The organism is Microcella humidisoli (genome assembly GCF_024362325.1).
Classification (GTDB): domain Bacteria; phylum Actinomycetota; class Actinomycetes; order Actinomycetales; family Microbacteriaceae; genus Microcella; species Microcella humidisoli.
Genome location: NZ_CP101497.1, coordinates 557,654 through 580,500, shown reverse-complemented (window position 1 = coordinate 580,500; position 22,847 = coordinate 557,654). Strand labels below are relative to the sequence as shown.

At 72.0% G+C, this 22,847-nt stretch carries 24 protein-coding genes; 16 read left to right on the top strand and 8 right to left on the bottom strand.

Annotated elements, in window-relative coordinates:
* The first annotated feature begins 1 nt into the window (after nt 1).
* The 4 genes from NNL39_RS02745 to NNL39_RS02730 all read left to right on the top strand — a co-directional run bounded on the left by NNL39_RS02745 (nt 2) and on the right by NNL39_RS02730 (nt 4,351).
* The gene (locus NNL39_RS02745; RefSeq protein WP_255160179.1) at nt 2–1,234 is read left to right on the top strand and encodes a class I SAM-dependent RNA methyltransferase; all 1,233 of its coding nucleotides are present in this window, start codon (nt 2–4) and stop codon (nt 1,232–1,234) included.
* 147 nt (nt 1,235–1,381) lie between these two features.
* On the top strand, nt 1,382–2,059 hold the full coding sequence (locus tag NNL39_RS02740) for a response regulator transcription factor (RefSeq protein WP_255160178.1): 678 nt from the start codon (nt 1,382–1,384) through the stop codon (nt 2,057–2,059).
* Nucleotides 2,046–3,314: a sensor histidine kinase gene (locus tag NNL39_RS02735; RefSeq protein WP_255160177.1), complete on the top strand. Its 1,269-nt coding sequence runs from the start codon at nt 2,046–2,048 to the stop codon at nt 3,312–3,314. Before NNL39_RS02740 ends, NNL39_RS02735 begins: the two co-directional genes overlap by 14 nt.
* A complete protein-coding gene (locus NNL39_RS02730) occupies nt 3,311–4,351 on the top strand; it encodes a hypothetical protein (protein WP_255160176.1) in 1,041 nt (346 codons plus the stop codon). Before NNL39_RS02735 ends, NNL39_RS02730 begins: the two co-directional genes overlap by 4 nt.
* A 419-nt stretch (nt 4,352–4,770) precedes the next feature.
* Here the strand turns inward: NNL39_RS02730 and NNL39_RS02725 are convergent, their stop codons facing one another.
* Both NNL39_RS02725 and NNL39_RS02720 read right to left on the bottom strand, forming a co-directional pair.
* The gene (locus NNL39_RS02725; RefSeq protein WP_255160175.1) at nt 4,771–5,022 is read right to left on the bottom strand and encodes an acyl-CoA carboxylase subunit epsilon; all 252 of its coding nucleotides are present in this window, start codon (nt 5,020–5,022) and stop codon (nt 4,771–4,773) included.
* Nucleotides 5,019–6,632, bottom strand: a complete 1,614-nt coding sequence (locus NNL39_RS02720; protein WP_255160174.1) for an acyl-CoA carboxylase subunit beta — start codon at nt 6,630–6,632, stop codon at nt 5,019–5,021. The genes NNL39_RS02725 and NNL39_RS02720 overlap by 4 nt, the downstream gene beginning before the upstream one ends.
* 181 nt (nt 6,633–6,813) lie before the next feature.
* On the opposite strand from NNL39_RS02720, the gene NNL39_RS02715 reads away from it, so the two are divergent.
* The 7 genes from NNL39_RS02715 to NNL39_RS02685 are packed head-to-tail and all read left to right on the top strand — an operon-like array spanning nt 6,814 to nt 13,240.
* Nucleotides 6,814–7,734 (top strand): hypothetical protein, encoded by a 921-nt coding sequence (locus NNL39_RS02715; RefSeq protein WP_255160173.1) that lies wholly within the window; start codon nt 6,814–6,816, stop codon nt 7,732–7,734.
* Nucleotides 7,731–8,453: an acylneuraminate cytidylyltransferase family protein gene (locus NNL39_RS02710; RefSeq protein ID WP_255160172.1), complete on the top strand. Its 723-nt coding sequence runs from the start codon at nt 7,731–7,733 to the stop codon at nt 8,451–8,453. The genes NNL39_RS02715 and NNL39_RS02710 overlap by 4 nt, the downstream gene beginning before the upstream one ends.
* Nucleotides 8,454–8,455: 2 nt before the next feature.
* Nucleotides 8,456–9,328, top strand: a complete 873-nt coding sequence (locus tag NNL39_RS02705) for an N-acetylneuraminate synthase family protein (protein ID WP_255160171.1) — start codon at nt 8,456–8,458, stop codon at nt 9,326–9,328.
* The gene (locus tag NNL39_RS02700) at nt 9,325–10,551 is read left to right on the top strand and encodes a DUF6716 putative glycosyltransferase (RefSeq protein WP_255160170.1); all 1,227 of its coding nucleotides are present in this window, start codon (nt 9,325–9,327) and stop codon (nt 10,549–10,551) included. Before NNL39_RS02705 ends, NNL39_RS02700 begins: the two co-directional genes overlap by 4 nt.
* A 26-nt stretch (nt 10,552–10,577) precedes the next feature.
* On the top strand, nt 10,578–11,360 hold the full coding sequence (locus tag NNL39_RS02695) for a biotin--[acetyl-CoA-carboxylase] ligase (RefSeq protein ID WP_255160169.1): 783 nt from the start codon (nt 10,578–10,580) through the stop codon (nt 11,358–11,360).
* 3 nt (nt 11,361–11,363) lie between these two features.
* On the top strand, nt 11,364–11,900 hold the full coding sequence (locus NNL39_RS02690; RefSeq protein ID WP_255160168.1) for a PH domain-containing protein: 537 nt from the start codon (nt 11,364–11,366) through the stop codon (nt 11,898–11,900).
* A gap of 47 nt (nt 11,901–11,947) precedes the next feature.
* Nucleotides 11,948–13,240, top strand: a complete 1,293-nt coding sequence (locus tag NNL39_RS02685; protein WP_255160167.1) for a UDP-glucose dehydrogenase family protein — start codon at nt 11,948–11,950, stop codon at nt 13,238–13,240.
* Here the strand turns inward: NNL39_RS02685 and NNL39_RS02680 are convergent.
* Nucleotides 13,226–13,747 (bottom strand): GtrA family protein, encoded by a 522-nt coding sequence (locus tag NNL39_RS02680; protein ID WP_255160166.1) that lies wholly within the window; start codon nt 13,745–13,747, stop codon nt 13,226–13,228. The two genes, NNL39_RS02685 and NNL39_RS02680, sit on opposite strands and share 15 nt — an antisense overlap.
* Before the next feature lie 31 nt (nt 13,748–13,778).
* Between NNL39_RS02680 and NNL39_RS02675 the strand changes: the two genes are divergently transcribed.
* The 3 genes from NNL39_RS02675 to NNL39_RS02665 are packed head-to-tail and all read left to right on the top strand — an operon-like array spanning nt 13,779 to nt 16,745.
* Nucleotides 13,779–14,879: a 5-(carboxyamino)imidazole ribonucleotide synthase gene (locus NNL39_RS02675; protein ID WP_255160165.1), complete on the top strand. Its 1,101-nt coding sequence runs from the start codon at nt 13,779–13,781 to the stop codon at nt 14,877–14,879.
* 16 nt (nt 14,880–14,895) lie between these two features.
* On the top strand, nt 14,896–15,408 hold the full coding sequence (gene purE, locus NNL39_RS02670) for a 5-(carboxyamino)imidazole ribonucleotide mutase (protein ID WP_255160164.1): 513 nt from the start codon (nt 14,896–14,898) through the stop codon (nt 15,406–15,408).
* Complete coding sequence (locus tag NNL39_RS02665; protein WP_255160163.1) at nt 15,405–16,745, top strand: LCP family protein; 1,341 nt, start codon at nt 15,405–15,407, stop codon at nt 16,743–16,745. Before purE ends, NNL39_RS02665 begins: the two co-directional genes overlap by 4 nt.
* A gap of 13 nt (nt 16,746–16,758) precedes the next feature.
* Here the strand turns inward: NNL39_RS02665 and NNL39_RS02660 are convergent, their stop codons facing one another.
* From NNL39_RS02660 to NNL39_RS02640, 5 genes are read right to left on the bottom strand one after another with little or no spacing between them, the layout of a single operon-like run.
* Nucleotides 16,759–17,898: a glycosyltransferase family 4 protein gene (locus tag NNL39_RS02660; protein ID WP_255160162.1), complete on the bottom strand. Its 1,140-nt coding sequence runs from the start codon at nt 17,896–17,898 to the stop codon at nt 16,759–16,761.
* A 14-nt stretch (nt 17,899–17,912) separates the two neighbouring features.
* A complete protein-coding gene (locus NNL39_RS02655; RefSeq protein ID WP_255160161.1) occupies nt 17,913–18,677 on the bottom strand; it encodes an HAD-IIB family hydrolase in 765 nt (254 codons plus the stop codon).
* Nucleotides 18,674–19,615 (bottom strand): dTDP-4-dehydrorhamnose reductase, encoded by a 942-nt coding sequence (rfbD, locus tag NNL39_RS02650; RefSeq protein ID WP_255160160.1) that lies wholly within the window; start codon nt 19,613–19,615, stop codon nt 18,674–18,676. The genes NNL39_RS02655 and rfbD overlap by 4 nt, the downstream gene beginning before the upstream one ends.
* Nucleotides 19,612–20,616, bottom strand: coding sequence for a dTDP-glucose 4,6-dehydratase (rfbB, locus tag NNL39_RS02645; protein ID WP_255160159.1), 1,005 nt, complete (start codon nt 20,614–20,616; stop codon nt 19,612–19,614). The genes rfbD and rfbB overlap by 4 nt, the downstream gene beginning before the upstream one ends.
* A gap of 9 nt (nt 20,617–20,625) precedes the next feature.
* A complete protein-coding gene (locus NNL39_RS02640) occupies nt 20,626–21,279 on the bottom strand; it encodes a glycosyltransferase family 4 protein (protein WP_255160158.1) in 654 nt (217 codons plus the stop codon).
* Nucleotides 21,280–21,351: 72 nt separating this feature from the next.
* Here NNL39_RS02640 and NNL39_RS02635 point away from each other — a divergent pair, with 72 nt between their 5' ends.
* Both NNL39_RS02635 and rfbA read left to right on the top strand, forming a co-directional pair.
* Nucleotides 21,352–21,969, top strand: coding sequence for a dTDP-4-dehydrorhamnose 3,5-epimerase family protein (locus tag NNL39_RS02635; RefSeq protein WP_255160157.1), 618 nt, complete (start codon nt 21,352–21,354; stop codon nt 21,967–21,969).
* Nucleotides 21,966–22,838 (top strand): glucose-1-phosphate thymidylyltransferase RfbA, encoded by an 873-nt coding sequence (rfbA, locus tag NNL39_RS02630; protein ID WP_255160156.1) that lies wholly within the window; start codon nt 21,966–21,968, stop codon nt 22,836–22,838. Before NNL39_RS02635 ends, rfbA begins: the two co-directional genes overlap by 4 nt.
* Nucleotides 22,839–22,847 lie beyond the last annotated feature (9 nt).

Below are 22,847 nucleotides of genomic sequence, written 5' to 3'. Positions count from 1 at the left end.
CATGGGAGAGCACATCGGCAGCATCATCGAACTCACGGTCGACAAGATCGCGCACGGCGGCATCGCCGTCGGTCGGCTCGACGGCCGGGTGGTGTTCGTGAGCGACGCGATCCCGGGCGAGACCGTGCGGGCGCGCGTGAGCGACGACCGCAAGAAGAGCTTCTGGCGCGCCGATGCCGTGGAGGTGCTGCAGCCGAGCGAGCACCGCCGCGACCACGTCTGGTCGGCCGCGGCGATCGACCGCGACCCCCGCGGCCGCGCGGGCGGGGCGGAGTTCGGCCACATCGCCCTCGCGCATCAGCGCGAGCTCAAGCGGCAGGTGCTCGCCGAGTCACTGCAGCGCATGGCGGGCATCGAGAGCGACGTCGTCGTCGAGCCGCTGCCGGGCGACCCGGCCGTCAACGGGCTGGGCTGGCGCACGCGCATCCGCCTGCACGTCGACGACCAGGGCCGGCTCGGACCGATGGCGTCGCGCTCGCACTCGGTGATCCCGGTGCAGGATGTTCCGCTCGCGACCGCCGCCGTGCAGGCCGCGACGCCCTTCGCCGAGCGGTTTCTCGGCCTCGGCACCCTCGATGTCATCGCCCCCACGACGAGCGATCCGCGCCTCGTCATCGGCGAGCAGAAGCCCACCGTGATTCGCGAGCTCGTCGGCGAGCGCGAGTTCCAGCTCGACGACACCGGGTTCTGGCAGGTGCACCGCTCGGCGCCGGTCGCCCTCACCCGCGCGGTGCAGGAGGCGATCGATCCGGCGCTCTTCGACCCACGCGCCGAGAACCTCGACCTCTACGGCGGGGTGGGCCTGCTCGCCGCTGCCGTGGCCGACCGCTTCGGCGCCGAGACGCGCATCACGAGCGTCGAGTCCGACGAGCGCGCGACCGACCACGCGAGCGAGAACCTCGCCGAGTGGCTCGGCGCCTCGGCCGAGACGGGCCGGGTCGACCGTTGGCTGCGCGAGCTCGACGCGGGCGCCTCCGCGGCCGACCGCGACCGCCTGCGCGCGGCGACCATCGTGCTCGATCCGCCGCGCTCGGGCGCCGGATCCGAGGTCATGACGGTGCTCGGCCGCCTCGCACCGGCGCAGCTCGTGTACGTGGCGTGCGATCCGGTGGCGCTCGCTCGGGATGTCGCCCTCGCCGCCGAGGCCGGCTACCGGCTGGCGCGCATCCGGGCCTTCGATCTCTTCCCGCACACGCACCATGTCGAAGCGGTGGCGACACTGATCCGAGGGTGACTCAGGACCGGGATTCCGCGGCTCACCGGGCGATTCCCGGCGCGCCCTGCCCCCCGTCCGAGGTGCAAGCGCGGCTAGCATGAGAGGCGCGACCGGCACCGCCGTGCCTCGCTCTCCCGTTCGATGAAGGGTGTGGGTTCTGCTCTCGTGGTTGCTCCGGTGAACAAGCAGGTGCGCGTCGCGGTCGTTGATGATCACGAGTCGGTGCGCCTCGGGCTGCAAGCGGCGTTCACCAACGCGGGCTTCGACGTCGTGTCGACGTCGGCGAGCGTGCCCGAGCTCGTCGAGACCCTCGATGGCCGCGAGATCGATGTCGTCGTGCTCGACCTGTCGCTCGGCGACGGCTCGAGCGTCACCGAGAACGTCAAGGCCGTGCAGGCGACCGGCTCGGCCGTGCTCGTGCACTCGATCGCCGACCGGGTCGCGAGCGTGCGCGAGGCGCTCGCCGCCGGGGCCGCCGGGGTGATCCCGAAGTCGTCGGCGACGAGCACCGTCATCGCCGCCGCCGAGACGGTCGCGCGCGGCGAAGTACTCAACAACCTCGAGTGGGCGAGCGCCATCGACGCCGACCGCGACTTCGCGAAGGCGCAGCTGGGGCGTCGCGAGCGCGAGATCTTGCACTTGTACGCGAGCGGCCTGCCGCTCAAGCTCGCCGCGCAGCAGCTCGGCATCGGCTACTCGACCGCCCGCGAGTACCTCGACCGCATCCGCGCCAAATACGTCGAGGTGGGGCGCCCCGCGCCCACGAAGGTCGACCTGCTGCGTCGAGCCGTCGAAGACGGGATTCTGCCGGGCCTCGATCCGGACGGTGATGAGTCGGCCTGAGGCGCTCGCCGCGGCCCCCGCCTCGAGCAAGCCGCAGCGGAGCCCGCTGAGCCGCAAGCGCGTCGACACGGTCATCTCGCGCTCGGTCGCCTGGTTCGGCATCGTCTTCGGGCTGCAGGCCATTCCCGGGCTGCTCGGCCAGTACGCGCTCGGGCAGCCAATCTGGTCGGCCCTCGCGGTCGCAGCGATCTACGGCTCGCTGCTCGTGGCGCTCATCTGCTCGACGATCAAGCGCTGGGTGGGTGGCGCTCATCTGCTCGTCTCGGGCGTCTACCTCGTCGCGCTGCTGACCTGGCCGTTCTTCCTCGCCGATCCGAGCGTTCCGCAGCAGGGCGACCACTGGCTGTACCAGCTCACGACGGTCGCGACGGCGACCGCCGCGATCGGCCTGCGCGTTCGTGGGGCGCTCATCTACCTCATCGTCGTGCCCCTCATCTACGGCATCATCCGCGCGACCCCGCAGGGCGGTGGCGGGCCCTGGGAGCTCGGCCTCTTCAACGCCATCTACGCGATCATCCTGGGCGGTGCCGTGCTCATCATCGTGACGATGACGCGGTCGGCCGCGACGTCCGTCGACGAGGCCCAGGGGGCCGCCCTCGACCGGTACGCCCGAGCCGTGCGCCAGCACGCTACCGAAGTCGAGCGTGTGCACGTCGATTCGATCGTGCACGACAGCGTGCTCACGACGCTGCTGACAGCCGCTCGCGCGGAAAGCTCCGAGCAGAAGGCGCTCGCGGCGCAGATGGCGTCGAACGCGATGCGGCATCTGCGCGAGGCCGCACTCGTGTCGCCCGATGATGGAACGACCGTGCGGTTCCGGCAGCTCGCCGATCGCATCGTCACCGCCGCGCGGCAGATGCAGGCGCCGTTCACGGTGCGCGTGCGCTCGCTCGACACGCGGGTCATCCCCTCGGCGCAGGCCGAAGCCCTGTACTCCGCGGCCGTGCAGGCCATGATGAACAGCGTGCAGCACGCCGGCCCGCCGGAGGTGCGGCGCTGGCTCAAGGTCTCCGGCGTGCACGGCGGTGCCGTCGAGATCGAGATCGGCGACGCGGGTGCGGGGTTCGACCCCGCCCACCTGCCCGAAGGTCGACTCGGCGTGCGCCGCTCGATCGTCGAGCGCACCGCCAACGCGGGAGGTCACGCCGACGTGCGGTCATCGCCCGGCAAGGGCACGGTCGTCGTGCTCTCGTGGCCCGTGTTCACGCCCGACGACGAGGCCGAGGCGTTCGCGCGCGAGGAGGCCGGCGCATGAGGATCGGTGTTCCCCGCGGGCTCATCGTCACGATGGCTGCCATCTTCGCGGCGTACCACATCGTGCTCGGCCTCTACACGATCGAGATCCCGGCCAACCCGCTGCCGGTGCTCGCGGCCATGGCGCTCTACGCAACGGCCGTCACGATCAGCATGCTGCCGGGTCAGCCCGAGCGCATGTCGACGTGGCTGGCGGTCACCAACGTGCTCGTCTGCATCGCCATGCCCATGCTCATCGCGCCGCAGCTCGACGCCACCCGCGAGGGCGGGCTCGGCTACTCGACCTGGTACGTCGCCGCCGTCGGCACCCTCATGACGATCACATCGACACGGCGTCGGCATCTCTACGCGTGGCTGGGCATCGCGGCGCTCGTCATCCAGACGGTGCTGTGGGACCCGGCCCTGCTGCTGGGCATCGGCGTGATCGGCAGCGCCTCGTGGGTTGCGGTCTCGCACATCCTGTCGCGCGCCCTCGCGAAGGCCTCGCGCGATGCCGCTCGCTTCGCGCGCGCCGAGCGCGAGGCGACCGACTGGCAGGCGGCGCAGGAAGCGCACCTCTATGAGCGCCAGTTCCGGCTCGGGCAGACGGGCACCACCGCCGTGCCGATGCTGCGCATCATCGAAGAGTCGAACGGCGAGCTGACCGAGGAGCAGCGGGCGGAGTGCCTGCACCTCGAGGGCGCGATCCGCGATGAGATCCGCGGGCGCCGCCTGCTCGACGACGTCGTGCGCAGCGAGGTCATGGCCGCCCGGCGTCGGGGCGTGCTCGTGAGCCTCTTCGACGAGGGCGGCCTCGATGAGCTCGACGAGGCCTCGCTGCAGCGCGTGCTGACCACGCTCGCCGAGGCGATCCGCTCGACGAGTGCGACGCGCGTCATCGCGCGCACGGCGCCGCCCGACTCGGAGGTCGCCGTGACCGTCGTGGGACTCACGCCCTCGGGCGACGGGCGCGCGCGCGATCTCGGGCAGTCGGACGACGACGAGGATGACTCGGTCGACCTCTGGCTCGAGATCCCACGGACCGCAGCGCGGGCCTAACGTTCGACGGGCCTTAACGATCGAAGGGCCGGAGTACCCAGCTCCGGCCCTTCGTAACGTATCGAGGTAGGCCCACAACCCGAATGTTGGCCTACCTCGCCCCCCAATCACATGACCGCTACCCGTGCGGTCGTGGTGATCGGTGGTGAGCTCGTAACGAGCATCACCTGACATCAGCAATACTGCCCGTCGAGCCTCGCCAGCACAGTCATCATTTTGGGGGACTACGGGGGACACCGTTCGTACCCCGTTCGCTCAAGATCCCCGGAATTCCGGGGTTCTTCGAGGTCGTCGCAACGAATCCCAGGGTACATTCCCCCCGAAAGGGGGGATTTCTGTGACCGTGCACGGGTCAGTGCCGCGGAATCCGCAGCACAAGGCTTCGGATTCCGTCGCGAAACGGGCTCGATTCGCGCGGTTCAGCAGCCGCGCTGACCCGTCGTTCCCGCCCAGGCGCCCGGCCCGGGGGCGAGCGGGGTACGCAGGGCGCGTGCTCCGCGGCTCCAGCGGTCGACGGGCGGCTCGATGAGCTCGGCCCCGCGCGCGGCCCGCTCGGCCAGCACGGCGACGATCACGGAGTGCGCTGCGGCCAGCTCCTCGTCGGTCGGGCTGCCTGCCACGACGCGCATCGCGGGCGCCGCATCCATCGCCGCAGGGGTCTGCTCGCTCACAGCGGGATGTTCCCGTGCTTCTTCGGCGGCAGGCTCGCCCGCTTGGTCTTGAGCGCCCGCAGGGCCTTGATCACCGCGACGCGCGTCGCCGCCGGTTCGATGATGCCATCGAGCTCGCCGCGCTCGGCGGCGAGGAACGGGCTCGCGACGTTGTAGGTGTACTCGTTCGCGAGCCGCGTGCGCACCGCCGCGACGTCCTCTCCCGCGGCCTCGGCGGCCCTGATCTGGTCGCGGTACAGGATGTTCACCGCACCCTGCCCGCCCATGACGGCGATCTCGGCCGTCGGCCAGGCGAGGTTCATGTCGGCGCCGAGCTGCTTCGAGCCCATGACGATGTAGGCGCCGCCGTAGGCCTTGCGCGTGATGACGGTGACGAGCGGCACGGTCGCCTCGGCGTAGGCGTAGAGCAGCTTGGCGCCGCGGCGGATCACACCCGTCCACTCCTGGTCGGTGCCGGGCAGGTACCCGGGCACGTCGACGAGGGTGAGGATGGGGATCGAGAAGGCGTCGCAGAAGCGCACGAAGCGCGCGGCCTTCTCGCCCGCGTCGATGTTGAGCGTGCCCGCCATCGCGTTGGGCTGATTGGCGATGACGCCGACGCTGCGGCCCTCGACGCGCGCGAAGCCGATGACGATGTTGGGGGCGAACAGCGGCTGCACCTCGAGGAACGAGCCCTCGTCGACGACGTGGTCGATGATGCCGACGACGTCGTAGGGCTGGTTCGGGCTGTCGGGGATCATGCTGTTCAGCCGACGGTCGTCGTCGGTGATCTCGAGCTCGGCCTCGGCCGCGTACTGCGGCAGCTCGGCGAGGTTGTTGTCGGGCAGGTAGCTCAGCAGCGCGCGCGCGAAGTCGAAGGCGTCGTGCTCGTCGCTCGCGAGGTAGTGCGAAACGCCGGACGTGCGGTTGTGGGTGAGCGCGCCGCCGAGCTCCTCCATGCCGACGTCTTCACCCGTGACGGTCTTGATGACGTCGGGGCCGGTGACGAACATCTGGCTGGTCTTGTCGACCATGATGACGAAGTCGGTGAGGGCGGGGGAGTACACCGCGCCGCCCGCGGCCGGGCCGCAGATGATCGAGATCTGCGGGATCACGCCGCTCGCCGCCGTGTTGCGCCGGAAGATCTCGCCGTACTTGCCGAGGGCCACAACGCCCTCCTGGATGCGGGCTCCACCCGAGTCGAGGATGCCGATGATCGGCACGCCCGTCTTGAGCGCGAGCTCCATGACCTTGATGATCTTCTCGCCCGCGACCTCGCCGAGCGAGCCGCCGAAGATCGTGAAGTCCTGGCTGTACACGGCGACCTGCCGCCCGTGGATGGTGCCGGTGCCCGTGACCACCGCATCGCCGTAGGGGCGCTTCGCATCCATGCCGAACGCGTGCGTGCGGTGCCGCACGAACTCGTCGAGCTCGACGAAGCTGCCGTGGTCGAGCAGCGTGTCGATGCGCTCGCGGGCGGTCATCTTGCCCTTGGCGTGCTGCTTCTCGATCGCCGCCTCGCCGCTCGCGGTGACGGCTTCGTGGTAGCGGATCTTCAGGTCGGCGATCTTGCCGGCCGTCGTCGAGAGGTCGGGGGCGGCAGGGGTGGTCGCAGGCGTGGGGTCGGTCACCGTGTCAGCCTATCGACCACAGGGTGCGGGGTGCCGTTGGAGGAGTTCCACAGCATTGGTCGTCGCGGCTGGTGCCCGCCCGTCATGCGTCGCGTGCGATTCGCCTGTTCGACACGAGCAGTGCACCCGCCGTTGGGGCGGCCTGACTACCGTCGGGCCCACCGAGCGGAGGGGGAGTGCGATGCAGGAGGGTGCCATCGCATGGGTCGAGTCGCCGCTGCAGCTGCTCGGAGCACTCGAGCACGCCGCGCTCGCGTCGACACCCCTCGTCATCGTGCCCCGCGCGGGTGACGCTCAGCTCGAGCGCACCGTCACCCACCTCGCTGAGCGCGTCGACGACGGCTCGCGCTTCGCCATCGATCGCCGGGTCCTGCCGGCGCGCCTGTTCACCGACGGTGCGCCGTGGCTCGTCGGCGACGCGTACTCGGGCCAGGTGCAACTGCGACTCGAGCGCGCCCGACCGCGCGCGCTCACGCTCGTCGACGACGGCGGCATCACGCGCCTGCTCGCCGAGCACCTCGACCGCGGCCAGCCGCTGCTGCGTCCGCGCGCGCCGCGGGTGCTCGCAGGACTGCGCAGCGAACTCGCCACCCGCACGACCCGGCGCCTGCTCGGGCTCGCCTCGGAGGGGCGCCTCGCCGTCACGACGTATCTCGCGTCGAACGATCCGGCTGTCCTCCGCCTGCGTGCGCTCGGGGCGATCGTCACGACCCACCGGTTCGACAGGACGCGGCAGTGGGGAGCGCACGCCGCGTCCGTGCCGCCGGATGCGCGCATCCTGCTCGGCACCGCCCGCGTGGTCGACGGCCTCGACGCCGCGAGCACCGCGCTGCAGGCGATCGCGCACCTCGCCCGTGCCGCCCCGCTCGCGTACCTGCCGCACCGTCGCGAGCCGCGCTGGTTCCTCGAGGCCGTCGCGCGGCTTCCCCGCGTCTCGGTGCTCGCCGCCGACCTCCCGATCGAGCTCGCGCTCGCGGGCACCCCGCGGCCCCTCGACATCGTGGCGGGAGCCTCGACGGCCGCCGAGACGCTGCCCGTGGTGCTGCGCGGCACCGGGTCGACCGTGCTGCCCTCGATCGGTCGCGCCGAGGTGGCCTCGTGAGCGGCGAGGTCGTCGCGATCATCCCTGCTCGCGGGGGTTCGGTCGGGATCCCTCGCAAGAATCTGCAACGGGTGGGCGGCGACACCCTGGTCGCGCGGGCCGTGCGCAGCGCGCGGGCGGCGTCCAGCATCCACCGCGTCGTCGTCTCGACCGATGATCGTGAGATCGCTGACGAGGCGCGACGCTCCGGGGCCTTCGTGATCGACCGGCCGCGGTCGCTGGCGACCTCGACCGCGAGCTCGGAGTCTGCGCTGCTGCACGCCATCGACACGCTCGACCGCACCGTCGACATCGTCGTCATGCTGCAGGCCACCTCGCCGTTCATCGCCTCGGACGACCTCGATGCCGCTGTCGCGCGCGTGCGGGGCGCCGAGGCCGATGTGGTGTTCTCGGCCATCGCCACCCCGGTCTTCCTGTGGAGGCCGGCCGACCCGCGCGACGCAGGGTGGGAGGGCGTCAATCACGATGCGGGGTTCCGACCCCGTCGGCAAGACCTGCCGCCCCAGGTGGCCGAGACGGGGGCGTTCTACGTCATGCGCGCGACGGGGCTGCTGCAGGCATCGCACCGGTTCTTCGGGCGCGTCGAGCCGCAGCTCGTCGACGAGCGGTTCGCCGTCGACATCGACACCGAGGTCGAGCTCGAGATCGCCCGAGCTCTCGCCGCCGTTCACCACGACCGGGGCGCCCTGCCCGCGGTTCCCGCCACGAAGGAGTCCTGACCATGACCGTCTCTCTCGCCTCGCGTCTCATCGGCGACGGCCTTCCCGTGTACGTCATCGGGGAGATCGGGCTCAATCACAACGGCGACGTGGCGCTCGCCCTGCGACTCATCGACGTCGCCGCGGAGGCGGGTGCGGACGCCGTGAAGTTTCAGAAGCGCACCCCCGAGATCGCGACGCCCGAGCACATGCGCGACACGCTGCGCGAGACGCCGTGGGGCACGATGACCTACCTCGAGTACCGGCGACGGGTGGAATTCGACGCCGAGCAGTACGCGCAGATCGGCGCCTACGCTGCGGCGCGGGGTCTCGACTGGTTCGCGTCGCCGTGGGATGTCCCGAGCGTCGACGTGCTCGAAGAGCTCGACGTCGTCGCCCACAAGATCGCCTCGGCGTCGGTCACCGACATCGAGCTGCTCGAGCGCGTGGCGATGACGGGCAAGCCCGTCCTCCTCTCGACGGGCATGTCGACCCTGGAGGAGATCGACCGCGCGGTCGACACCCTCGGGCGGGATCAGCTCGTGCTGCTGCACGCGACGTCGACCTACCCCATGCCGGCAGAGGAGGCCAACCTGCGCACGATCGAGACCCTCCGCACCCGGTACCCGGGCGTGCCGATCGGCTACTCGGGCCATGAGCGGGGACTGCAGATCAGTCTCGCCGCTGTCGCCCTCGGCGCTCGCGTCGTCGAACGGCACATCACCCTCGATCGCACGATGTGGGGCTCCGATCACGCCGCGTCGCTCGAACCGCAGGGCTTCGAGCACCTCGTGCGCGACATCCGCATCATCGAGACGGCGCTCGGCGATGGGGTCAAGCGCGTGTTCCCCGGCGAGCTCGCGCCCCGGGCCAAGCTGCGTCGCGTCCTCGCGTGATCGTCGTCGCACTCACCGACTCCGACTCCTACCTCAAGTGGGGCGCGGCGACACTGGATCGCGTCGTTCCCGAGGCTGAGCGACACGTGATCGTCGTTGCGAATCCGGTGATGCCGAGCGTCGCGCAGCGTGACGCGGCCGTGGCGTCGACCTCGTGGCGAGGCGGCGAGGTCGCGGTCATGCAGGCTGACGACGCGGTCGCCTTCGTGCGGGCGATCGAGGCCGATGCCGTGCTCGTCGCGATGCGGGGACCGATGGCCGCACTGCTGCTCGCGATGCTCGCCGAGCTGCCGCGGCGGCCCGTCCTGTGGTCGGGCATCCCGGGTATCGCGCTGCCCGCACGCCGCAAGGCACTGGTCTATCGCGCTCAAGCCGACCTCATCGTCGTGCACTCGCATCGCGAGCGACGGGCCTTCGCCGAACTCGATCGCGATGCGGGTCTCGCCCATCGGTTCGCCCTCACGACGCTCCCCTTCCTCGACCGGCGTCCCGCGCACGGAGACGACGTCGTGCTCGCGGCGCAAGCGCTCGTCCCGGTTTCGCGAGCCGCGCGCACGACGCTCGTGGCGCGCTTCGCCGAGGCCGCTCGCCGACACCCCGAGCGGCGCTTCGTGCTCAAGGTTCGCGCACGAGCGGGAGAGCGGCAGACCCACGATGAGCGCTGGCCGCTCGACGCCGTGCTGCATCGGATCGGCGAGACGCCCGCCAACCTCGTGGTGCAGACCGGATCGATGTCGGCGGCGCTCGACCGCGCGGGCGGTCTGGTCACGGTGAGCTCGACGGCGATCCTCGAGGCGATCGCGCGGGGGATCCCGGCACTCGCGATCAACGACGACGGGGTCGACGACGCGCTGCTCAACACGACCTTCATCGGGAGTGGACTGCTCGGCTCGACGGACGACCTCGTCGCTGGTCGGTTCCGTGAGCCTGATGCGGCGTGGGCCGCCGACAACTACCTGCACGACCCGGCCGACGACGATGCCGCCCAGCACCTTGATGAGCTCCAGCGGCTCCGGTTGCAGGGCGCACTACCCGCTCGCGTTCCCGCCCGGTCGACGCGGGGAGGCGTACTGCGCCGCGCGTGGGATCGTCGTACCGCCCTCGGCCGGCATGATGGCGACCCGCTCGGCCTGGTGGCACTGGTCGTCGGCACCCCCGTGCGGGCCGTCGTCCGAGCGGGGTCACGGCTTCGAGCGCGCGCGGCCACGGTCGGCGCGCGGTGATGGAGCCCGCCTCGTAGGCTCGATTCATGCTCTTGCCCCTGAGTCGCGCGATCAGCCCGTCCCTCGACTGGCGCGAGCGCTGCGCCTCGACTAACTCCGAGCTCGTCGCTCGCGCCGAGCTGCTGCCCGACCTCGCCGTCGTCGCGACGGCAGATCAGACCGCGGGACGCGGGCGGCTCGGCCGCGTCTGGTCGGCGCCCCCCGGCTCGGCGCTCGCCGTCTCGCTGCTCGTGCGGCACGATGGCGCGCCCGACCCGCGACGCCTCGGCTGGCTGCCGCTCATGGCAGGGGTCGCGCTGGCCCGCACCGCTCGCTCGCTCGGCGTCGAGGGGGTCGGGCTCAAGTGGCCGAACGATGTGCTCGTCGACGCGGCGGGCGGCCCGGCGCGCAAGCTCAGCGGCATCCTGACCGAGCTCGCGACGGAAGGCGTCGTGGTCGGGGCAGGGCTCAACCTCTCGATGACCGCCGACGAGCTGCCGGTGCCCACCGCCACCTCGCTCGCCCTCCAGGGGGTGCCGGTCGATGCCGGACTCGTCGACCGCGCGCTCGCTGCTGCCCTGCACGAACTGCTCTCCGTCGTCGCGCAGTGGCGCGCCGTGACCGATCCGGCCGAGCTGCGCGCCGTCATCGAGCCCGAGCTGCGCACGCTCGGTCGCGCGGTCCGTGTCGACCGCCCCGGGCTCGCACCGCTGCTCGGCACGGCTGAGTCCCTCGACGACGACGGGCGGCTGCGCGTGCGATCGCTCGCGGAGGGCGAGGGGATCGTCGCCGTGGCGGCCGGTGATGTGACGCATCTGCGGTATGAATAGGGCATGACGGGGGAGGTTCGGGTTCCGGAGCGGGCGATCGCCCGTCTGCGCCCGCACGCTCGCGCGCTCGTTCTGCCCGCGATTGCCCTCATCGCCATCGTCGGTGCGGCCACCTACGGGGCGTTCGCCCTCGACGAGACGTGGCAGGTGCTGGCGGTGCTGCTCGGTGCGGTCGTCGCCGGGGGACTGCTGTGGGTGCTGCCGCTGCTGCGGTGGCTCAGCACGCAGTACCTCATCACGACGCGACGCATCGTGCTGCGGCGCGGACTGCTGGTGCGCACGCGGCAGGAGGTACTGCTGAGCCGCAGCTTCGACGTCTCGGTGCGCCGTTCGGGCCTGCAATCGGCGTTCCGCTCGGGCGACGTGCTCATCAACACGGGTCTCGATCGACCGATCGTGTTGCGCGACCTGCCGCGCGCCGATCTCGTGCTGCGCGCGCTCGGCGACGTCATGGAGGCCAGCACGACCTCGATCACGACCGTGCGCCGACCGGTCGAGACGACCGACCCGGCGTCGCGACGCGCGCGAACGGGGCGCTGACCCCGACCCCGACCGCGTGCGACCGGCCGTCGCATTAGGCTCAGGGGGTGCGAATCTCAGTGATCGGTTGCGGTTATCTCGGGGCGGTGCACGCGGCGTGCATGGCCGAGCTCGGGCACGACGTCGTCGGCATCGACGTCGATGCGGCGAAGATCGCCGAGCTCGCGGCGGGGCGCTCGCCGTTCTTCGAGCCCGGCCTCGACGAGCTGCTCGGAGCCAAGGACGGCCGCCTGCGGTTCTCGACCGACATCTCCGAGATCGAGCAGGCGCGCGTGCACTTCATCGCCGTCGGCACCCCCCAGGTCGCGGGCGGGCACGCCGCCGACCTGCGCTACGTCGATGCCGCGGTCACCGCGCTGCTGCCGCACATCGGCCCCGGCCACCTCGTCGTCGGCAAGTCGACCGTGCCGGTCGGCACGGCAGCGCGCCTCGCCGAGCTCGTCGAGCCGACCGGGGCGCAGCTCGTCTGGAACCCCGAGTTCCTGCGCGAGGGCTTTGCCGTGAGCGACACGCTCTCTCCCGACCGCCTCGTGTACGGCGTGCGACCGGGCGACGACCGCGCGACGGAGGTGCTCGACCTCGTCTACGCACGTCCGCTCGAGTCGGGCACGCCCCGCATCGTCACCGACTACGCCACCGCCGAGCTCGTCAAGGTCTCGGCCAACGCCTTCCTCGCCACGAAGATCTCGTTCATCAATGCCATGGCCGAGATCGCCGAGGTGACCGGCGCCGACATCACGACCCTCGCCGATGCGATCGGCTTCGACGCGCGCATCGGCCGCCGGTTCTTGAACGCGGGCGTGGGCTTCGGCGGCGGATGCCTGCCGAAGGACATCCGGGCGTTCCAGGCCCGCGCTGCCGAGCTCGGGGTGGGGCAGGCGCTCGACTTCCTCGACGACGTCGACCAGATCAACCTTCGTCGGCGCCAGCGCGTCGTCGATCTGCTCGAGCAGCACTTCGAGGGGCTCGCTGGCCGCACGGTCGCGGTGCTCGGCCTCGCCTTCAAGCCCGACTCCGACGACGTGCGCGACTCGCCCGCGCTCGACATCGCGCAGCGCGTCGCGGCGCTCGGCGCCACCGTGCAGGCCACCGACCCCGAGGCGATCGAGACGGCCCGCCGCTCGCAGCCGCAGCTCGATTACCGGGCGACGGTCGATGAGGCCGTCGCGGGCGCCGACGCGATCGTCGTGCTCACCGAGTGGCGGCAGTTCCGCGAGCTCGACCCGGCCGTTGTCGCCGAGCGCACGTCGGCCCGGCTCGTGATCGACGGACGCAACTGCCTCGACCCTGGCGCGTGGCGCCAGGCGGGCTTCACCTACGTGGGGCTAGGCCGGCCCTAATTCGGCACCGCCGTCGGCGGTCGGCTGCGGCGTGCGCCGCGGGTGGAACACCCACGAGCGGTAGAGCGCGAACCGGAACGCGCTGCCGAGCGCGAGCCCGACGACGTTCGAGGCGATGTTGTCGGCGAGCAGGCTCGTGAAGCCGAACGCGTAGCGCGACAGCGCGAGGCATCCCACGGCGATGAGCAGCCCGCCGATGCTCACGACGGCGAACTCGACGGCCTCCCGCGCGGCCGGTCGGCGGCGTTCGAGCCGGAACGTCCAGTACCGGCTGCCGAGCCAGTTGATCGCGATCGCGACGGAGGTCGACACCACCTTGGCGATGATCGGCCCTTCGGCGATGATGGCCGGATCGAGCACCGTGACGCGCAGCAGGTTGAACAGCGCGACGTCGATCACGAGCCCGACGAGCCCGACGGTGCCGAAGCGGGCGAGCTGCGGAAGAAGGGCGGGCATCTCACCTCGTCGGGGGCGGCCGAGCTGCGCGCGGTCGGCCAGAATAGACATGACTCATCCGCCAGTCTATTGAGGAGCATCCATGGCCGTCGTCGGCGTCATCGGAGGGGGCCAGCTCGCGCGCATGATGATTCCCGCGGCCGTAGCGCTCGGCATCGAGCTGCGGGTGCTCGCCGAGGCGCCCGACGCCTCGGCCCGCCTCGCGGCGACCGTCGTCGGCGACTACCGCGACGTGCCGACCGTGCTGGACTTCGCGCAGGGCTGCGATGCGATCACCTTCGACCACGAGCACGTGCCGCAGGAGGTGCTGCGCGCGCTCACGGCGGCCGGCGCGGCCGTGCGACCCGGTGCGGATGCCCTGCTCTACGCGCAGGACAAGCTCGCGATGCGCGAGCGCCTGGCCGGCCTCGGCGTGCCGCAGCCCGACTGGGCGCGCGTCGACACCGCCGACGATCTGGCCGGATTCCTCGCCGACCACGGCGGCCGCGCCGTCGTGAAGACGCCGCGCGGCGGCTACGACGGCAAGGGCGTGCGCGTCGTCGACGATGCGCACGCGGCTGACGACTGGCTCGCGGCGGGGCCCGTGCTCGTGGAGGAGCTCGTGCGCTTCGAGCGCGAGCTGGCGCAGCTGATCGCGCGCCGGCCGAGCGGCGAGGCCGTGCCGTGGCCGCTCGTCGAGACGGTGCAGCGCGGCGGGGTCTGCGCCGAGGTCATCGCCCCGGCGCCGCACAGCACCGATGCGGTCGAGCGCGCCGCCGCCGAGATCGCGACGACTGTCGCGCACGGGCTCGGTGTCACCGGCGTGCTCGCGGTCGAGCTGTTCCAGTCCACCGACGGGCGCGTGCTCGTCAACGAGCTCGCGATGCGTCCCCACAACAGCGGCCATGTGACGATCGAGGGCTCGACGACGAGCCAGTTCGAGCAGCACCTGCGGGCGGTGCTCGATTGGCCGCTCGGCAGTACTGAGCCGCGCGCGCCGTGGGGGGTCATGATCAACGTCTTCGGCAGCCTGCCCGACGACCGCATCGCCGCCGCACTCGGCCACCAGCCGAGCGCGAAGGTGCACGCCTACGGCAAGGGGCCGCGCGCGGGCCGCAAGGCCGGCCACGTCACGGCGATCGGCGTCGATCTCGACGACGTCGTCTATCGTGCGCGCGCCGCGGCCAGCCACTTCGACGACTGAGTCCTACCCTGGAGGCATGAGCACTCCCCTCGTCGCCGTCGTCATGGGCTCCGACAGCGACTGGTCGGTGATGCAGAACGCCGCCGCCGCGCTCGACGAACTCGGCATCGCGCACGAGGTCGAGGTGCTGAGCGCCCACCGCACCCCGGACGCGATGATCGCGTACGGCCGTGCGGCCGCCGGCAGGGGCATCCGGGTCATCATCGCCGGGGCGGGCGGTGCCGCGCACCTGCCTGGCATGATCGCGAGCGTCACGACCCTGCCCGTCGTGGGTGTGCCCGTGCCGCTCGCCTACCTCGACGGTATGGACTCGCTGCTGAGCATCGTGCAGATGCCCGCGGGCATTCCCGTCGCGACCGTCTCGATCGGCGGGGCGCGCAACGCGGGACTGCTCGCCGCTCGCATCATCGGCTCGACCGACGCGGCCGTGGCCGAGCGCCTCGCCGCCGTCGCCGCCGAGCTCGAGCGGGCCGTGGCCGGCAAGAACGCCGCCCTCAAGGCCGCGATCGCCGCCCCGCCCGCGTCGTGAGCCACACGTCGCCGCTGCGCTACCCCGACACCCGCGACCCGGCGGTCATGAGCCGTCGCGCGTGGTGGCTGCTCGGCCTCAACCTGCTGGTGCCCGGCAGCGCGCAGCTGCTCGCGGGCAATCGCCGGCTCGGCCGCTTCGCCGTCGGCGCGACCTTCGTGCTCTGGGCCCTGGTGGCCGGAGCGATCGCGCTGTTCCTGCTCTGGCGGCCGGCGGCGCTCACGATCGCCACGAACGTCGTCGTGCTGTGGATCGCGCAGCTAGGGCTGCTGTTCTACGCCGTGCTGTGGCTCATCACGACTGTCAACACCTTCACGCTCGCGCGTCTCGTCTCGACGCGGCCCGGCTCGCGCGCCCCGATCGCCCTCTTCGTCGCCCTGAGCCTCGTGGTCGGCACCGGCACCGCGGGCTACGCGGCGTACCTGACGGGCGTCGGGCGTGACGCGCTCGGCGCCGTCTTCGCCGACGGCGGCATCGTGGAGCCGATCGACGGGCGGTACACGATCCTGCTGCTCGGCGGCGACGCGGGCGACGACCGCATCGGGCTGCGTCCCGACAGCATGACGCTCATGAGCATCGACGCCGCCTCGGGTGCCGTGACGATGATCGGCATCCCGCGCAACCTCTATCGCGCGCCCTTCCGCGAGGGCTCGCCCCTGTGGGAGGCCTGGCCGTCGGGCTTCGACTGCGGCGACGACTGCCTGCTCGCGTATCTCTACCCCTGGGCCGAGGAGCATCCCGAGCTCTACCCCGATGCCGAGGCGCGGGGCAGCACGCCCGCGCTCGAGGCCATGAAGGATGCCGTGGCGGGTGTGACGGGAATTCCGGTTCAGTACACGGTGCTCATCGACATGGCGGGGTTCGCGGCGCTCATCGACGCGCTCGGCGGGGTGGTCGTGACGGTCGAGGAGCCGGTCTCGCGCGGCATCAACGGCGGCACGGTGCACGGGGTCATCCCCGCGGGAGAGCAGCGCATGAACGGCGAGACGGCGCTCTGGTACGCCCGCAGCCGCTACAACCTGACCGACTTCGACCGCATGCGGCACCAGCGCGACATCCAGGAGGCGATGCTGCGTCAGCTCGATCCGGCGACCGTGCTGACACGGTTCGAGGCGATCGCGCAGGCCTCGAGCGGGCTCGCGCGCACCGACATCCCGCAGTCGATGCTCGGGCTCTTCACCGACCTCGCGGCCTCGTCGCGCGACTACCCGATCGAGCGGCTCGAGCTCGTCCCGCCGCAGATCGACAACCAGTTCCCCGACTTCGCGCTCATCCACGAACTCGTGCTCGAGGCTGTCGCGCCGCCGCCGACGCCGAGCCCGACACCGCAGCCGTGACCCCGGTGGGCTGCTAGAGGTCGGCGTGCAGCTGCCAGGTCTTCTCGGCCGAGTCGCGCCAGCTGAAGGCTCCGACGCGGTCGTGCCCCGCGACCCGCAGGGTCTCGGCGAGCGCCTCGTCGTCGACGACCGAGCGGATCGCCTCTGCCAGCCGCTCGGGCAGGCCCTCGACCGGGTCGAGCTCGACCGCCAGGCCCGCTGAGCCGGCGACCTCGACGAGCGCGGGGACGTCCGTGTGGATGGTCGGCGCGCCCAGGCTCATGGCCTCGAGCAGCGGCAGGCCGAAGCCCTCGGCCCGGCTGGGCATGACGAACACCGCGGCCCCATGCATGACGGCGGCCACCTGGGCGTCGTCGAGGAAGCCGAGGGCGCGCACGCGATCGCGCCCCAGCCCCGCCTCGTCGGCGAGCACCCCGAGGTCGAGGTCGCCCCAGCCCTGCGGGCCCACGTGCACGAGCGGCAGGTCGTCGCGGTCGAGCAGGGCGAGCGCGCGCACGAGATCGTCGAGACCCTTGCGCGGTTCGACGGTGCCGACGGCCACGACGTAGCGCTCGGGCAGCTCGAGGTCGCGGCGCAGCTGCGCGGCGTCGGCGGGCACGACGAGGTCGGTCGAGACGGCACCCGCGATGATGCGCACGCGGTCGCCCAGGTCGAGCACGTCGAGCAGCGCCTCGGCGACGGCGTGCGTCGGCACGACGACAGCGTCGGCGTAGCGCTCGGCGCGCGCGGCCATGGCGCGGTGCCACGAGACGCCGCGGGGCGTCAAGGTCTCGGGGTGCGTCCACGGCACGGCGTCGTGGATCGTCACGACGATCTGATCACCGGGGTTGTTGACGCGGTCGTGCCGGAAGAGCGGGGCGAGCAGGCTCGGCGCGTGCGTGGTCGAGCGGGCGCCGAGGCGCGTGAAGCCGTGCTGCCACGCCGCGGCGATCTGCCGGCGGTCGAAGACGCTCTTCTCGAGCTCGGCGAGGCCCGGCAGGCTCGCCTCGATCTCGCGGTAGACGCTCTCGGGCGAGGCGGGAACCCAGCCCGTCACCGAGCATCCACGCGGCTGCGTCGCGATGAGCGCGCGCGTGAGCTCACGCGTGTAACGGCCGATACCGCCCGGGACGGGCGCGGCCAGCTGGTCGAGGATCACGCGGAGGGTCGTCATGTCTGCCCGCCAGGCTAGTCGGTGAGCGTGGGCACGAGCGCCGCGACGACGTCGACGGTCTCCTCCCAGTCGCTCACGGCGCGGGTCTGCACCCCCACCGCGATCACCGGGAAGTCGTTGCCGCCCTCGTCGAGGCGGTCGCCGATGAACAGCATCTGCTCGGGCGCGATGCCCGTGATCTCGGCGAGCTTGCGCATGCCGTAGGCCTTGTCGATGCCTCGGCGCGTGATGTCGACCGAGGTCGATCCGCCCGACCGCACCTCGAGGCCGGGCAGGCGCTCGGCCACGGCGGCACGCAGGGCCTCCTTCTTGCGGCCATCGGCATCCCACGCCTTCTTGGCGTCGACGGGGGCCTCCTGCCCGAGGGCCGAGAACGTGATCTGCGAGCCGCGATCCTCGAGGATGGGGCCCCAGGTCTCCGATTCCCAGAGCCCGAGCCGACGGGCCTCCTCCTCGACGATCGCGAGCGCTTCGTGCCGCTCGTCCTCGGTGAGGTTCTCGGCGTAGCGCTGCGTCCACTCGCCGTCGTCGAAGCGCCAGTACTGCGTGCCGCACGTCGGCATGAGGTGCAGGCGGTCGAGCAGCGCGGTGCTCGACTCCGGCAGCAGCTCGAGGATCTGGCTGCGGAACTGCCCGTACTGGCCGCCCGAGATGATGCACACGGGCCGGCGCTCGAGCAGGGCCACGAGCTGCTCGAGCATCGCGGCCGGCATCGGCGACTTCGAGGGGGCGAGGGTGTCGTCGAGGTCGAAGGCGACGAGCGCGGGGGGCAGGGTCATGACGAGGCTCCTGGGATCGATGGGGAGGTCGGGGGCGCGGGGGGCGCGGTCGCGGGATGCGGTGCGACGACGGGCGGGTCGGTCCAGCCGATCGCGGCGGCCGCCTCGGCGAACGCCGCGGGCCACGGTCGAAGCGGTGCGACGCCCAGCCGCGCCCATCCATCATGCCCGAGAACCGACCAATGCGGGCGCGCGGCCGCCCGGGCGCCGGGCACGGTCGCGGCCGGGCGAACGAGCGCGGGGTCGAGCCCCGCGGCGGCGACGATCGCGCGGGCGAAGCCGAACCACGTCGTGCGGCCCCCCGCCGTGGCATGCACGATGCCCGCCCGCACCCCGTGATCGAGCAGCGCGATCGTGCGCTCCGCGACGTCGTGCGTCCACGTCGGCTGACCCCACTGGTCGTCGACGACGTCGAGCGGCTCGCCGGTTGCGGCCCGCTCGCGGATCGCCGTGACGAAGCTGCGTCCGTGCGCGCCGTACAGCCACGCCGTGCGCGCGATGATGACGCCCTCGGGATGCTCGGCGCGCGCCCGGCGCTCGCCCTCGGCCTTGCTGCTGCCGTAGACGGAGATCGGCCGCAACGGGGCGTCCTCGGCCCACGGGTGCTCGTTGCCGGGCGGCGTATCGCCCCCGAAGACGTAGTCGGTCGAGTACTGCACGAGCACGGCTCCCGCCTCGGCCGCGGCCCGTGCGAGGTGCTGCGGGCCGAGCGCGTTGACGCGGTGGGCCGCCTCGGGGTCGTGCTCGGCCGCGTCGACCGCCGTGTACGCCGCGGTGTTGAGCACGACGTCGTGCCCGTGCACAGCCGCCCGGCAGGCCTCGGGGTCGGTGATGTCGAGCTCGGCGCGCGCGAGGGCCGTGACCGGTCGGTCGGCGAGCACGGCGCGCAGGTCGTGCGCGAGCATGCCCCCGGCGCCCGTGATGAGGTAGCGGGTCATGCGCGGGCGGTGTGCTGGGCCCGGTAGCGGTCTTCTGCCGCCTGCTTCTGCGGCGCCCACCACGCCTCGTTGCGGCGGTACCAGTCGATCGTCGCCGCGAGTCCGGCCGAGAAGTCGGCGAAGCGCGGCATCCAGCCGAGCTCGCCCCTCAGCTTCGACGAGTCGATCGCATAGCGCAGGTCGTGGCCGGGCCGGTCGGCCACTTCGTCGAATTCGTCGGCCGGGCGCCCCATCGCCTCGAGGATGAGCGCGAGCACCTCGCGATTGCTGCGCTCGCCGTCGGCACCGATCAGGTAGGTCTCGCCGAGGCGACCGCGCTCGAGAATCGCGAGCACGGCGGCCGAGTGGTCGTCGGCGTGGATCCAGTCGCGCACGTTCCGCCCCGCTCCGTAGAGCTTCGGCCGCTCGCCGCGCAGCACGTTCGTGATCTGGCGCGGGATGAACTTCTCGACGTGCTGGTAGGGCCCGTAGTTGTTCGAGCAGTTCGAGAGGGTCGCCCGCAGGCCGAACGAGCGCACCCAGGCGCGCACGAGCAGGTCGCTGCCCGCCTTCGTCGACGAGTAGGGGCTCGAGGGGTTGTACGGCGTCGACTCGGTGAAGCGCGCGGGGTCGTCGAGCTCGAGGTCGCCGTAGACCTCGTCGGTCGAGATGTGGTGAAAGCGCGTGCCGTGGCGTCGCACGGCCTCGAGCAGCGTGAAGGTGCCGATGATGTTGGTGTCGACGAAGGGGCGCGGGTCGTCGAGCGAGTTGTCGTTGTGGCTCTCGGCGGCGAAGTGCACGACCGCCTCGCTCTCGCCGACGAGCCGGTCGACGAGCGGGGCGTCGAGGATGTCGCCGTGCACGAACTGCAGGCGCGATGCCGGCAGCCCCTCGAGCGAGGCCCGGTTGCCCGCGTAGGTGAGCTTGTCGATGACCGTCACGTGGTGGTCGCCGGCGCCGAGCACGTGGTGCACGAAGTTCGAGCCGATGAAGCCGGCGCCGCCGGTGACGAGGATTCTCACAGGCCGAGTCTACCGAGCGGGCGTCTCGGGCCCCCGGGCGGTCGGCAGCGTGATCGGCCCTGTCGCGGCGGGCACCATGGCCGCGGCGGCACGGTAGGCGACCCGGTGAGCGGCGGCGAAGCGCGCGGCATCCTCGCTCGCGGGCACGACGAGCACCTCCTGTGCGGGGAACCCGCACGCCTCTTCGATCGCGCGCGCCGTCTGGGCGTCGGGGGCGACGACCTCGTCGGCGAGCCGCGCGGCGACGCGGACGCCCGCGCGGCGCGCGGCTCCGAGGGGTCCGCGACGACCGGCGAAGGCGGCCACCTCGTGCAGGGTGACGACGCGCGGGCGGGCGATGAGCAGGGGGATGGGCGGCTGCGGCGAGTGCACCGCATCGACATCGTGGCGGCGTGCCATGCGCGGCAGGGCGAGCTGGCGCCACAGCATCCGGATGCCCCGCCAGCGCAGCGCCGACGTTCCCGCCTCGATCGCCGCCGTCGGGGCCAGGGCCCGAAAGTGCGCGAGATCGGGCCGGCGGCACACGATGACGAGCTCGTCGCCGAGCGCGGCGGTGAGCGCGTCGAGGTAGGCGTCGAGGCGCGCGTCTCCCCGGTGGGCCGAGGTCGCGTCGAGCAGCACGAGCACCCGCTCGCGGCGCGGACCGTCGGTCGCCCTCGTCATTCCCACACCCTATGCACGTCGGCCGCCGAGCGCACCCGGGAGGCGGCGGTGCCCGTTGCTAGGCTGGCCTCCGTGCGAATCCGCGAGCTCTCGGTGCCCGGCGCCCTCGCGGTCACGCCGCGCCAGTTCGCCGACGAGCGTGGCGTCTTCTACGAGCACTACCGATTCGAGGCGCTCGCCGAGGCCGTGGGGCACCCGCTCGAGCTTCGCCAGGGCAACACCTCGGTGTCGCGGCGGGGTGTCGTGCGCGGCATCCACTTTGCGCAGGTGCCGCCGAGCCAGGCCAAATACGTCACGGTGCCGCACGGTGCGGCCATCGATTACGTCGTCGATATCCGCGTCGGCTCGCCGACGTTCGGGCACTGGGATGCGGTGCGTCTCGACGGAACAGAGCGCACGGCCGTCTACATCGCCGAAGGGCTGGGGCACTGCGTCGTCGCGCTCGACGATGACACGGTCGTCAGCTACCTCGTCAACCAGGTGTTCACGCCCGAGCGCGAGCACGGCATCACCCCCTTCGACGAGACGATCGGTCTCGAGCTGCCGCTGCCGCGCGAGCAGCTCGTGCTCGCCCCCAAAGACGCCGCGGCGCCCACGCTCGCCGAGGCCGAGCGGCTCGGCCTGCTGCCGACCTGGGATGCGGCGATCGGGCTGACGACGGCGCTCGACGAGGCCTGGAGGGCACGATGAAGGGCATCATCCTCGCGGGCGGCACGGGCACGCGGCTGTGGCCGATCACCAAGGGCATCTCGAAGCAGCTCATGCCGGTCTTCGACAAGCCCATGATCTACTACCCGCTGTCGACGCTCATGATGGCGGGCATCCGCGAGATCCTGATCATCACGACCCCCGAGTACCGGGCGCAGTTCGAGCAGCTGCTGGGCGACGGCACCGATCTCGGCATCGTTTTGTCGTACGCCGAGCAGCACTCGCCCGACGGCCTCGCCCAGGCCTTTCTCATCGGCGAGCGGTTCATCGGCGACGACAGTGTCGCGCTCGTGCTCGGCGACAACATCTTTCACGGTGCCGGCCTCGGCACGGCGTTGCGCCAGTACCGCGAGATCGACGGCGGGCTCATCTTCGCCTACCAGGTGGCGAACCCCAGCGACTACGGCGTCGTCGAGTTCGATGCCACGGGCCGCGCGATCGCGATCGAAGAGAAGCCCGCGACCCCGCGCAGCGCCTTCGCCGTACCCGGTCTCTACTTCTACGACGCCGGCGTGGTCGAGGTAGCCCACGGCATCACGCCGAGCGCGCGCGGCGAGCTCGAGATCTCGAGCATCAACGAGCACTACCTGCGGCAGGGGCGCCTACAGGTGCAGGTGCTCGACCGGGGCACCGCCTGGCTCGACACGGGCACGGTCGAGTCGATGATGCAGGCCTCGGAGTACGTGCGCGTGATCGAAGACCGTCAGGGCTTCAAGATCGGCTGCATCGAAGAGGTCGCCTGGCGCGCCGGCTGGATCGATGACACGCAGCTCGCGGCGCTCGCCGAGCCGCTCGCCAAGAGCGGCTACGGGCTCTACCTGCAGCGGCTGCTGAGTCTGCCGCGCGGCTGAGGCCGGTGC